Source organism: Klebsiella sp. NPDC088457 (assembly GCF_044900465.1).
GTDB lineage: Bacteria > Pseudomonadota > Gammaproteobacteria > Enterobacterales > Enterobacteriaceae > Klebsiella.
In genome coordinates this window covers 1-12387 of record NZ_JBJDNH010000039.1, presented here as the reverse complement: position 1 = coordinate 12387, position 12387 = coordinate 1, and the positions used below count along the sequence as shown (strand labels likewise).

Annotated in this window: 10 protein-coding genes and 1 tRNA gene; 4 read left to right on the top strand and 7 right to left on the bottom strand. The window is 58.9% G+C overall.

Going from position 1 to position 12387, the window contains the following annotated elements; genetic code table 11:
- Positions 1–3: 3 nt before the first annotated feature.
- The 6 genes from citF to ACI2JR_RS21250 are packed head-to-tail and all read right to left on the bottom strand — an operon-like array spanning position 4 to position 5989.
- The gene (gene citF / locus ACI2JR_RS21275) at positions 4–1521 is read right to left on the bottom strand and encodes a citrate lyase subunit alpha (RefSeq protein ID WP_132729759.1); all 1518 of its coding nucleotides are present in this window, start codon (positions 1519–1521) and stop codon (positions 4–6) included.
- Positions 1522–1531: 10 nt separating this feature from the next.
- On the bottom strand, positions 1532–2407 hold the full coding sequence (citE, locus tag ACI2JR_RS21270; protein ID WP_132729758.1) for a citrate (pro-3S)-lyase subunit beta: 876 nt from the start codon (positions 2405–2407) through the stop codon (positions 1532–1534).
- A complete protein-coding gene (citD, locus tag ACI2JR_RS21265; protein ID WP_132729757.1) occupies positions 2404–2697 on the bottom strand; it encodes a citrate lyase acyl carrier protein in 294 nt (97 codons plus the stop codon). Before citD ends, citE begins: the two co-directional genes overlap by 4 nt.
- 16 nt (positions 2698–2713) lie before the next feature.
- Complete coding sequence (gene citC / locus ACI2JR_RS21260; RefSeq protein WP_132729817.1) at positions 2714–3733, bottom strand: [citrate (pro-3S)-lyase] ligase; 1020 nt, start codon at positions 3731–3733, stop codon at positions 2714–2716.
- 13 nt (positions 3734–3746) lie between these two features.
- A complete protein-coding gene (locus tag ACI2JR_RS21255) occupies positions 3747–4610 on the bottom strand; it encodes a fumarylacetoacetate hydrolase family protein (protein ID WP_462479414.1) in 864 nt (287 codons plus the stop codon).
- 17 nt (positions 4611–4627) lie between these two features.
- The gene (locus ACI2JR_RS21250; RefSeq protein WP_462479413.1) at positions 4628–5989 is read right to left on the bottom strand and encodes a 2-hydroxycarboxylate transporter family protein; all 1362 of its coding nucleotides are present in this window, start codon (positions 5987–5989) and stop codon (positions 4628–4630) included.
- A 346-nt stretch (positions 5990–6335) separates the two neighbouring features.
- Here ACI2JR_RS21250 and ACI2JR_RS21245 point away from each other — a divergent pair, with 346 nt between their 5' ends.
- On the top strand, positions 6336–7961 hold the full coding sequence (locus ACI2JR_RS21245) for an ATP-binding protein (RefSeq protein ID WP_462479412.1): 1626 nt from the start codon (positions 6336–6338) through the stop codon (positions 7959–7961).
- A complete protein-coding gene (locus tag ACI2JR_RS21240) occupies positions 7951–8643 on the top strand; it encodes a response regulator (protein WP_462479411.1) in 693 nt (230 codons plus the stop codon). Before ACI2JR_RS21245 ends, ACI2JR_RS21240 begins: the two co-directional genes overlap by 11 nt.
- Before the next feature lie 69 nt (positions 8644–8712).
- On the opposite strand, the gene ACI2JR_RS21235 is transcribed toward ACI2JR_RS21240, so the two are convergent.
- Complete coding sequence (locus tag ACI2JR_RS21235) at positions 8713–10848, bottom strand: ornithine decarboxylase (RefSeq protein ID WP_462479410.1); 2136 nt, start codon at positions 10846–10848, stop codon at positions 8713–8715.
- Between the two features lie 441 nt (positions 10849–11289).
- Between ACI2JR_RS21235 and ACI2JR_RS21230 the strand changes: the two genes are divergently transcribed.
- On the top strand, positions 11290–12003 hold the full coding sequence (locus tag ACI2JR_RS21230) for a DUF554 domain-containing protein (RefSeq protein ID WP_132729751.1): 714 nt from the start codon (positions 11290–11292) through the stop codon (positions 12001–12003).
- 105 nt (positions 12004–12108) lie between these two features.
- Positions 12109–12184, top strand: a tRNA-Phe gene (locus ACI2JR_RS21225).
- Positions 12185–12387: the final 203 nt, after the last annotated feature.

Below are 12387 nucleotides of genomic sequence, written 5' to 3'. Positions count from 1 at the left end.
TCGCTACTCCTTAACCTGGCGCACGGTGTCGATCACCCGCCCGTCGCGGTAGCGGATCACGCCGACGATTTTGTCGGTGAACGCAATCGGCTTCGGTACGCCGGTCAGCGCTATCGCCCGCGCGTACAGCGTCCCGATATCGACGATCTTCATCCCGGCCGCCGCCAGACGCGCGCGGATTTCCGGGCGCGCCGGGTTCACCGCGATGCCGTGGTCGGTCACCAGCACGTCGATACTCTCACCGGGGGTCAGGCGGGTGGTCACCCGCTTCACCACCGTTGGAATACGGCTGCGCAGCAGCGGCGCGACGACAATGGTCAGATTCGCCGCCGCCGCCACGTCGCAGTGGCCGCCGGATGCGCCGCGCATCACGCCGTCGGAGCCGGTAATCACGTTAACGTTGAAATCAACGTCGATTTCCAGCGCGCTGAGGATCACCACGTCCAGCTGGTCGCAGCTCGCCGCTTTGCTGCCAGGGTTGGCGTAGACGTTGGTGGAAATCTCCACGTGATTCGGATTACGCGCCAGCGAGGCCGCCGCCTGGCCGTCGAAGCACTGGGTATCCAGCAGCTTTTCGATGAGCCCCTTCTCATGCAGATCCACCAGGCTGCCGGTGATCCCGCCCAGCGCAAAACTCGCCTTCACGCCGCTGCGCTCCATCTTCTCTTCCATAAAGCGGGTACAGGCGGTGGCTGCCGCGCCAGAGCCGGTCTGCATTGAAAAGCCAGGTCTGAAGTAGCCGGAGTGTTCGATCACGTCCGCCGCATAGCGGGCGATCATCAGCTCGCGCGGGTTGCTGGTGACGCGCGCCGCGCCGACGCCGATCTTCTCCGGGTCGCCCACGCTGTCGACCTGTACAATGTAGTCCACCTGGTCCTGCATCAGGCTGGCGGGCGTATTAGGAAAGGGGACAAGCTCTTCGGTGAGCACCACCACCCGACGGGCAAACTGCGCGTCGACCATCGCATACCCCAGCGAGCCGCAGCAGGACCTGCCGTGGGTGCCGTTGGCATTGCCGAATTCGTCGCTGCACGGCACGCCGAGAAACGCGACGTCAATCTTCAGCTCGCCATCCTGTAATAATTTAACCCGTCCGCCGTGGGAGTGGATCTGCACCGGCTCATCCATCAGCCCGTGGGAGATGGCTTCCGCCAGCTTGCCGCGCATCCCGGAGGTGTAGATCCGGGTAATCACCCCGTTCTCAATATGCTCGATCAACGCGTCATTGCAGGTCATCAGCGAGCTGGAGGCCAGGGTCAGGTCTTTAAAGCCCATTTGCGCAAGCTTAGCGACCACGCTGTTGATCACCCGGTCCCCTTCGCGGAAAGCGTGGTGAAAGGAGATGGTCATGCCGTCCCGCAGGCCGCTGCGCGCCACCGCCTCCTCAACGGATCCGCACAGCTTACGCTGATGTTTCTCCGCCACGTCGGCCAGCCAGGGCGTGGCGCTGTGGGCGGTATCAAACGGTTGTAAATCCCGCAGGTGGGGAAAATGTTCATGGAGCAGTTCTGTCTGGTTCATTATTTTATCCTTAGCGACGCACGCCGGAAGCCGCCGCGCGTTCCAGCACCCTCTGCGCGTGGTTAATAATCGGGGCGTCAACCATTTTGCCGTTGAGCGAGACCACGCCCAGGCCGTTACGCTCCCCCTCCCGCGCGGCTTCAATCACTAATTTCGCGTGATCGACCTCCTGCTGCGTGGGCGCGTAGGCGTTGTGCAGCAGGTCAATCTGGCGCGGGTTAATCAGCGACTTACCGTTAAACCCCATTCTGCGGATCAGTTCGACTTCGCGCAGGAACCCGGCCTCGTCGTTAACGTCTGACCACACCACGTCGAAGGCATCGATCCCGGCGGCGCGAGCGGCGTGTAAGACGGCGCAGCGGGCGTAGAACAGCTCGGTACCGTCGCCGCGCTCGGTCTGCATGTCCATCACGTAATCAAAGGCCGCCAGCGCGATACCGATCAGCCGCGGAGAGCGGCGGGCAATGGCCACGGCGTTAATCACGCCAATCGCCGATTCAATCGCCGCCATGATGCGGGTGGACCCCACTTCCCGCCCGCAGTCGCGCTCGATACGTTCCAGATGCCCCTCCAGTTCGTCGATATCCTCCGGGGTATCGGTTTTCGGCAGGCGCACCACGTCGACGCCGGCGCGGACCACCGCGTCGAGATCCGCGAGGCCAAACGGCGTATTCAGCGGGTTAATACGCACCACGGTTTCGATATCCTGATACAGCGGATGCTGTAACGCGTGCCAGACCAGCAGCCGCGCGCTGTCTTTCTCGCGCAGCGCCACCGCGTCCTCAAGGTCGAACATGATGGCGTCGGGACGGTAGATAAACGCGGTAGAGAGCATGGCGGCGTTGGCCCCCGGCAGGAACAGCATGCTACGACGCAGTGAGCTCATGACAGTTTCCTCCAGTCGATCTGCGGCTCATCGGCCGCGCGCAGCACCGCGCTCTGCAGGCGCGCGCGGATCACACAGTCCAGCGCCCCCTTGTCTTCCACGATAATCACTCCCTGGCGCACCTCCATCGCGCGCAGCGTCTCCTCGACCACCTGGCGAATCTGCTCGCCGAACTGCTTGATCACTTCACTGTGGATGACAATCTCCAGCTCGCCGTCGGCGGGGGCGATTTTCACCATCAGGTCGCTGGACTCCTGCGTACCGGCCAGCGCCTCCCTTACAATTTTCATAATCATTTCCTGATAGTTATGCGACTTCCGCGCGGTAGTGCGCTGCGAGATGCGCGAAAGTGGACTCCGGGACAATTTCCCGAATGCGGGAAAACTGCTGTGTCTTAAGTAAACGGCGGACTTCCGAGGCCGAAATCGCGCTGCCGCCCGCCTTGATACGCCCTGTCTCGACCACCGTGACGCGACCGGCCAGCAGCTCATGCAGCGTCTGGTTGTACTGGCGGGTAATGTCGCAAAACGGCTCCGAGCCGATAAAACGATGGGTGATGCCCAGCGCCGGCGCGATGGCGTCGCGGAAGATCAGCACGTCGATTTCGCTCCACGCCTGCTGCACCTTGCCGGTATCTTTGAGGAAGTAGGCCGGGAACGTGGCGCGGGAGATGATGTACTGCGAACCTTCGTGGACAGAGACGTTCGCCAGATGCGCCACCCCTGCCCGCACCATCTCCAGGCGGGCAGCAAACGGGAAGAATGAGGCGTCCTCGCGCACCACAAACAGGTGCAGCCAGTCGCACCCGGCCGCCGCCTGCTCCACCAGATAGCGGTGGCCGAGCGTGAACGGGTTGGCGTTCATCACGATCGCGCCGATCCGCTGACCGGGCCTGCGCTGGCGGCTTAGCGAGCGGCAGTAGCGGGTGATGCCCAGCGGCGTGTTCTCCATCAGCACCGCGTTATTTCCGCTCTGCGCGACGGGCCAGAAGCCGCTGCGGGCAAAGCGCTCTTTGTTACATGGCCGGGTGCAGAGGAAGAGGTGGAAATGGCCGCGCGCCAGCGCGGCGTTCTCGACTTCCGCCAGCAGCCGCGCGCTGAGGTTCACGCCGCGCAGCCGCTCATCCACCGCCACGCATTTAATGACGTTGCCGGCCAGCCCCGCGCAGCCCACCAGCTGCCTCCCGGACCAGGCCTCAACAAACAGGGTGATGTCGTTATCCAGGCCCAGGCCGCTGTCCGCCAGCAGATAGCGAATCTGGCTCAGGCGTTCCGGGTGTTTCACCACCTCCGTCAGCCGGAAGTCGATCGTGGCTTGCGAGTCCATCATGCCGCCTTACTCAGTGTGCCGCCGTCAGCGCGCCGGCCGGCGCTTCCATAATCACGTTGCTGAGATGACCGATATGTTCGATCTCCACCTCAATGCGATCGCCCTCTTGCATAAACAGCGGCGGATTGCGCTTTTTACCCACCCCGCCCGGCGAGCCGGTGATGATCACATCGCCCGGGCTTAAGCGGGTGAAGGTGCTGATGTATTCGATCAGCTCCGCGACCTTGTGGATCATGCTGCTGGTGTTGTCATCCTGCACCATCCGGCCGTTCAGCCAGGTGCGAATCGTCAGCCGGTGCGGATCCGGGATCTCGTCAGCGGTCGTCATCCACGGGCCGAATGCCCCGGTCTGCCGCCAGTTTTTACCGGCGGTGAACCAGCTGTGCTGCCAGTCGCGGGCGGAGCCGTCCATATAGCAGCTGTAGCCCGCGACGTGGCGCAGCGCCTCTTCGCGGCGGATGTTCTCGCCGCCGGTGCCGATAATCACCGCCAGCTCGCCTTCGTAGTCAAATTCGTGAGAGTGGCGCGGTTTCAGCACCGGCGCGTTGTGCGCCGTCTGCGAATCCGCGAAGCGGACAAACAGCGTCGGCGCCGGATTGTGCTGGTCGAACTCTTTGCGCTTTTCGGCATAGTTCATGCCGACGCAGAGGATTTTTTCCGGCTGCTCAATCACCGGCAGGAAGGTGACGGCGTCCATCGGCACATCGACCGTATCGTTGAGATAGCGGCTGGCTTCCGCCAGCCCGTTGCCCTGCAGCAGCGCCTTAAGGTCGGCATAGCGATCGCCGAGGCGACGACCCAAATCGATCATCCCTTCCGCCTTGACGATGCCGAAGCTGCGGGTGCCCTGATAGATAAAACTTGCGAGTTTCATGATGTTTTCCTGAAAACTTAAACGAGGAAGTTGCCGAGAACCAACAGCGAGATGGAGACGTTGATCGCCCCGCCGATGCGGGTGGCAATCTGGGCGAACGGCATCAGGCTCATACGGTTGCCGGCGGTCAGAATCGCCACGTCGCCGGTGCCGCCCTGCCCGCTCTGGCAGCAGGAGACGATGGCGACATCAATCGGATGCATGCCGATCTTTTTACCGACGAAAAAGCCGGTCGCCACCAGCGCGGAGACGGTGCTGACAATCACCAGCAGGTTGCTGACGGTGAAAGCGTTGACCAGCTCATGCCACGGGGTGATGGCTACGCCGACGGCAAACAGAATCGGGTAGGTTACCGAGGTCTGGAAAAACTTATAAACCACCTGCGAACCTTCGAGAATGCGCGGAGACACGCCGTTAAACAGCTTCACCAGCACCGCCATAAACAGCATGCCGACCGGCGCAGGCAGGCCAATCAGCTTGTGGCCCAGCATTCCCAGCATGTAAAGCAGCACCGCCAGCAGCGCGCCGGAGGCAATCGTGGTGACGTCGACTTTGCCGGAGGATGCCGGCTGAGAGGCGCTTTCATCGGTATTGGCGCGATTCGGCATCAGCTGACCTTCGCCGGTCAGATGCGGGTAGCGTTTGCCAAGCTGGTTCAGACAGCCGGAGATAATGATGGCGGTGAGGCCGCCCAGCATCACCATCGGCAGCACCCGGCCCAGCGCCACGCCCTGATCCATATGCAGCAGCGCCGCATAGCCGATCGACAGCGGGATCGCCCCTTCACCCACGCCCCCCGCCATGATCGGCAGAATGATAAAGAAGAAGATCTGGAACGGTTCGAGGCCGAGCGCCAGCCCCACCCCCATGCCGACGATCATGCCGACGATTTCCCCGCACAGCATCGGGAAGAAGATGCGCAGGAAGCCCTGGATCAGTACGGTACGGTTCATGCTCATGATGCTGCCGACGATAATGCAGCAGATATAGAGATAGAGGATGTTGGTGGATTTATAGAACTTCGTCGTCGACTCCACTACCACGTCCGGCAGCAGGTCGTAATAAACCAACGCGGAGGGAATAAAGGTGGCGCAAATCGCCGCCGCGCCGAGCTTGCCGACAATCGGCAGACGCTTACCGAATTCACCGCAGGCAAAACCAAAAAACGCCAGCGTGGCGACCATCACCACGATATCGCTCGGCAGCTTGCCGCCCAGACAATCGATGGCGATCAGCAGCCCGGCCAGAACAAACAGCGGCAGAGGAATAATGCCAATTTTCCAGCTATCCATAATATGCCACCAGCGCTCTTTGAGCGATGGTTTCTGAATATCAAGCGGGTCGTGGGTAACAGAGAAAGAATCGTCAGTTGTGCTCATAATTAAGCCCCTTGGTTATTTTGTAGATGCAGCTTAAAGTTCCAAAGACGCACTTAATGTGAGGATCGACATATTAAAAGCAAAACTTTAATGGCCTCTATGGTTTTAATGGTTTCTTTTATTTAATGTGATTAAGGCTTTATTTATTGGCGTGGTTTTTATGGTTTATTTTCTTAATTGAACAAACAAATAACATTTATTAACCTGGTGTTAAGATCCGCTTCCGCGCGGCTAATTTCCTGACACATCGCGCTGTGCAAGGGATCACAAGTTTCCGGTAAACCAGGTGCCAGCAGGAAAAAAGATGATATCTTAGCCACTTCCGTTGATACCGTGCGTGATAGTTATGAAAGTGTCATTTCAGATCAAGCTGTTTATTTCACTGACGGCCTTTTTCTCGGTGCTCCTTGTGCTGCTGGGTAGCTATTATTATGTCGATGTCGAAAAACAGCTATATCTGGAAATGAGTACCCGGGCAAAAATACAGGCAGAAGAAATCGCACTTATTCCCGGATTACGTCATGATGTCGTCCGCAAAGATATTACAGCGATCGCTGATTTCATGCATAAAATAGCGGCCCGCAGCGACGCCAGTTTTATTGTCGTCGGCGATAACCAGGGCCGCCATTTGTTTCATTCGGCCTTCGCTGACCGGGTCGGTACCCTGCTCGTCGGCGGCGATAATGACGAGGTGCTGCGCGGTGAAACCACCACCACCATTCGCCAGGGAGGACTCGGGATTTCGTTGCGCAGCAAGGCGCCAATACTTAACGACGGCGGCCAGGTGGTCGGTATTATTTCAGTGGGCTATCTCACCAGCTACCTCGATACCGTTACCGTCAGCAAGGTCGTCAATATTCTGCTCGCCGCCGCTCTGCTGCTGCTCGCCCTGTTTGTCTTCTCGTGGTTTTTCACCCGCGGCATCAAGAAGCAGATCTTCTCGCTGGAGCCGCGTGAAATCGGCCTGCTGGTGCGCCAGCAAAAGGCGATGATGGAGTCGATCTACGAAGGGGTGATCGCCCTCGACGACCGCTTACAGATCGAAGTGATCAACCAGGCGGCGCGCAAGCTGCTGAAGCTGAGCCAACCCGCCCGCCAGCTGCGCGGACGGCAGATCGGCGAAGCGATCGCCCCCGTCCCCTTCTTCGCGCCGCAAACGATGCTGCAGCGGGATACCCACGATGAGATCTGTCGCTTCAACGATCTCACCGTGATCGCCAGCCGCGTGCGGATCATGCTGGAGAATTCGCTGCAGGGCTGGGTGATCACCTTCCGCGATCGCAATGAGATCGATATCTTCAGCGCGCAGCTCAGCCAGGTCAAGCGCTATGTCGACAACCTGCGCATCATGCGCCACGAACAGCTTAACCGCATGACCACGCTCTCGGGCCTGCTGCATATGGGGCGCTACGAGGAAGCCATTAACTATATACAGGCCCAGTCAGAACACGCCCAGGAGCTGCTGGACTTTATCTCATCGCGCTTTAGCTCGCCGACGCTATGCGGCCTGCTGCTGGGTAAGGCCTCCCGCGCCCGTGAAAAAGGGGTCGAACTCAGCTTCGATGCGGCCTGTCTGATGAATAGCCCCTTCCCCCCGCTTGCCGAAGCCGAGCTGATTTCAATTATTGGCAACCTGCTGGACAATGCCATTGAAGCGACGCAGCGCGCGCCGCTGCCGCACGAGGCGGTAGAGGTGCTGATTAAGCTCAACGCCCGTGAGCTGATTATTGAAGTCGCCGACCGCGGCGTCGGCATTACCCCGGCGATCCGCGAACGCATTTTTGAGCGCGGGGTCACCACCAAAACCCGCGGCGATCACGGCATTGGGCTGTACCTGATCGACAGCTATGTCACCCAGGCGGGAGGGACGATCGAAGTTGCCGACAACCTGCCGCGGGGCGCTATTTTCTCACTGTTTATTCCCGCTACGGCCACCGCCCGGGAACCGGAAGAGACCGACTATGCAACATGAACTTATCGATGTACTGATCGTAGAAGATGAGCACCAGCTGGCGCAGCTCCACGCCGAGCTGGTTGGCAAACATTCCGGCCTGCGGCTGGTGGGCATTGCTTCATCTCTGGCCGACGCACAGGCGCAAATTGCGTATAAACGGCCGCAGCTGGTGCTGCTGGATAATTACCTGCCGGACGGCAAGGGCATCACGCTGATCGGCGATGCGCTGCTGGCGCGCACCCACTGCGCGGTGATTTTTATCACCGCCGCCAGCGATATGGATACCTGCAGCCAGGCGATCCGCAACGGCGCGTTTGACTATATCCTCAAGCCGGTCTCATGGCGGCGCCTGAGCCAGTCGCTGGAACGGTTTATGCAATTCGCCGAACAGCAGCGGGTATGGAAGATCGTCGATCAGCAAAACGTTGATTCACTGTATCAACTGCAGGCGAAAAACTACCGTCAGGATAGCGGCAGCAAAGGTATCGAAGGGAACACCCTGGCGCGGGTGCAGAAGCTGTTTACCGATAATACGGCGCACTGCTTTTCGGTGGACGAAGTGGTGAGCGCCACGGGGCTGAGTAAAACCACCGCGCGCCGCTATCTGGAACACTGCGCGGAGACCCGCTTTCTCGGCGTGGAGATCCTGTACGGCAAGATTGGCCATCCGCGCAGGCTGTATAAGCGCAGCGCGGTGTGAACCCCGCGCCAACCTCTCTCCGGCAGAGCGCGGGAGAGAGGCCCGGCGTGCAGAGCAGCCTATGGCGGACTACTTCAGCACGTAGCCATACAGCCGCTTGATGCCGTCTGAGTCCGTTTCGCTGTAGACCCCCTGCAGTTCGGGCGAGAAGCCGGGCAGCATATTGACGCCCTCTTCCAGCGCCAGGAAGTAGCGCAGCACCGCGCCGCCCCAGACTTCTCCCGGCACCACGCACAGCACGCCCGGCGGGTACGGCAGCGCCCCTTCCGCGGCAATACGGCCTTCGGCTTCGCTTAAGCGCACCAGCTCAACGTTGCCGCGAATAAACTCGCGGTTCGCATCCTGCGGGTTCATCACCACCCGCGGGAAGCTCTGCTTACGGAACATCTCCTTTTGCAGATCCTTCACCGCAAAGCTGACGTACAGATCGTGCATCTCCTGGCACAGTTCGCGGAGGGTGTAATCGCGATAGCGCACCGGATACTTGTTGTAGATGCTCGGCAGGACGTCAGCCAGCGGCGTATCGGCTTCGATATGCTGTTCAAACTGCCCCAGCATCGCCACCAGCTGGGCCATTTTTTCTGCGCTCTCGGCGGGGGTCAACAGGAACAGAATCGAGTTCAGGTCACACTTCTCCGGTACGATGCCGTTCTCACGCAGGTAGTGCGCGAGAATGGTCGCCGGAATACCGAACCCGGTATATTCGCCGCTTTCGGCATCGATGCCCGGCGTGGTCAGCAGCAGCTTGCAGGGGTCGACGAAGTACTGATCGCTCGCGTAGCCTGCAAAGCCGTGCCAGCGGGCGCCCGGCTCAAAGCTGAAGAAACGCCGCTCGCGGGCAATCGCCTCGGTTGGATGATCCTGCCATGGCCGCCCCGCAACCACCGGCGGAATAAACGGCTGGATCATTTTGCAGTTGGCGATAATCGCCTTACGCGCTTCAATGCCCAGCGCCACGCACTCGGCCCACAGACGGCGGCCGCTCTCCCCTTCATGAATTTTGGCGTTCACATCCAGCGCCGCAAACAGCGGATAGAACGGGCTGGTGGAGGCATGCAGCATAAAGGCGTTGTTCAGGCGCTTATGCGGGCAGAAGCGTGCCTGGCCGCGCAGGTGGTTATCCTTTTTATGGATCTGCGAGGTCTGCGAGAACCCTGCCTGTTGCTTATGCACCGATTGGGTGACAAAAATGCCCGGATCGTTTGCATTGAGATCCAGGAGCAACGGCGAGCAGTCCGCCATCATCGGGATAAACTGCTCATAGCCGACCCATGCGGAGTCAAAGAGGATGTAGTCGCACAGACTCCCGATTTTATCCACCACCTGGCGGGCGTTGTAGACCGTACCGTCGTAGGTGCCCAGCTGAATGACCGCCAGGCGGAACGGCCGCGGCTCATCGGCTTTTTCCGGCGCCACTTCGCGAATCAGGTTACGCAGATAGCGTTCATCGAAGCAGTGGTCGTCAATCCCACCGATAAAGCCAAACGGGTTGCGCGACGCTTCGAGATACACCGGGGTGGCACCCGCCTGAATCAGCGCGCCATGATGGTTGGATTTATGGTTGTTACGGTCAAACAGCACCAGATCGCCACGCGTCAGCAGCGCGTTAGTCACCACTTTATTCGCCGCCGAGGTGCCGTTGAGAACAAAATAGGTTTTGTCGGCGTTGAAGACCTTCGCCGCGAACTTCTGCGCGTGCTTTGCCGAACCTTCGTGAATCAGCAGATCGCCCAGCTTAACGTCGGCATTGCACATATCGGCACGGAATACGTTCTCGCCAAAGAAGTCAAAAAACTGGCGCCCCGCGGGGTGCTTTTTAAAGAAAGCGCCGTGCTGATGCCCCGGGCAGGCAAAGGTGCTGTTGTCCATCTCGACATACTGCGTCAGGGTATCAAAGAACGGCGGCAGCAGGTTCTCTTCATAGCGGCAGGCGGAGGCTTCCAGCTCCAGCCACTCCTGCTCTTTGCCGGCGATGATCGCCGTCACGCCGTCCGGCTTTACCATGTCGGTATCGGTCAGCAGATAGACCGGCAGGTTAAAGCCGCTGCGTTTGAGCAGGGAGAGGATGCCGCTGCGGCTGTCCGCCGCGGTAATGACGACTGCCGCCACATCGGTAAAATCAGTACTGTCCAGCGTCACCACGCGACGATGGGTGGACAGATGGGAGACCAGCTCGTGGCTGGCGGCAATGTGCAATGATTTCATTAGCGCGAATACCCGTTTCCGGAGAGTAAAAGGCTTCAGACAAGGTGGTGATACCTTGCCTAACGAAATGTCAGGGTCCGACTGGATTCCAGCTCCGACCGCCAGACATCAGTAAAAGCAGACCGCGTCCGATCTTACTGTTGTCCTGCAGTGAGCATGCGCTGCCTTCACCGCATGGAAGGCAGGCTATCAGGATGTAGAGTAGCAAGATGAGGCGGCTTGCGCATCTGCGCACCGCGGCAACGGCGATGATGTAGAAATGATATTGTCATCCCGGCGGCCTCATGGTTGAAGAGAAGAAAATTCGCGCAATAATGTCACCTTTGCCATACCCACGCAAGATGAATTCTTTATGCAGATATCTCGCGAACTGGCAAGCCTTTGCGCCGGTTTACATTCATAATAATGCAGTTATCAGGGATAATTAACAGGAGTTCTACTGTGATTACAGGACCTTTTATTAATGCCGGCGCGGTCCTTTTGGGCGGTGTATTAGGCGCGCTATTGAGTCAACGATTACCGGAACGGATTCGCACCTCGATGACCTCTATTTTTGGCCTGGCCTCGTTGGGCATCGGTATCCTGCTGGTCATGAAGTGCGCTAACCTGCCGGTGATGGTGCTATCGACGCTGGTCGGCGCGCTGTTCGGCGAAGCCTGCAATATGGAAAAAGGCATCAATACCCTGGTCAGCACGCTTCAGCAGTGGCTTTCACCGAAAGGGAAAACAAAAGCCCCGGCGAATACCTCCTTTATTCAGAGCTATGTCGCCATTATCGTGCTGTTCTGCGCCAGCGGTACCGGAATTTTTGGCGCCATGCGCGAAGGGATGACCGGCGACGCCAGTATCCTGATCGCCAAAGCCTTTCTCGATTTTTTCACCGCCACCATTTTCGCCTGCACCCTGGGGCTGGCGGTTTCAGCGATTTGCGTGCCGATGCTGATCATCCAGCTGACGCTGGCGGCCTGCGCGTCGCTGATTATGCCGCTGACCACGCCGATGATGATGGCCGATTTCAGCGCCGTCGGCGGGATGCTGCTGCTGGCGACCGGCCTGCGTATCTGCGGGATCAAGATGTTCGCGGTGGTCAATATGCTGCCCGCCCTGCTGCTGGCGATGCCGATTTCAGCGGCCTGGACGGCATTTTTCGCCTGAAGATGCGTGCTTTTAATTCAATCTGGTGATAGATTGTGCAGTCTGCATCGATTTAAATAAATTTCGTTGACGAAGCGAGGCGAATCGGTTTTAATGCGGCCCGTTGCCCGGATAGCTCAGTCGGTAGAGCAGGGGATTGAAAATCCCCGTGTCCTTGGTTCGATTCCGAGTCCGGGCACCACTATTCTTGTTTTATGCCTCTCTATGAATTCTTGTGTTTTTGAAATTCAACAGGTTGGCGTGAAAAGTCTTTCTGATACGTTTTGATTTATCCCTTCGTATCCGGAGAATTTGGGGTCAGATTGCGGGTCATTCAGTTCGACAACTGGAGTGACCCTCACATGTTAACTGACAGCAAAATCCGCTCAGCAAAACCTCTCACAA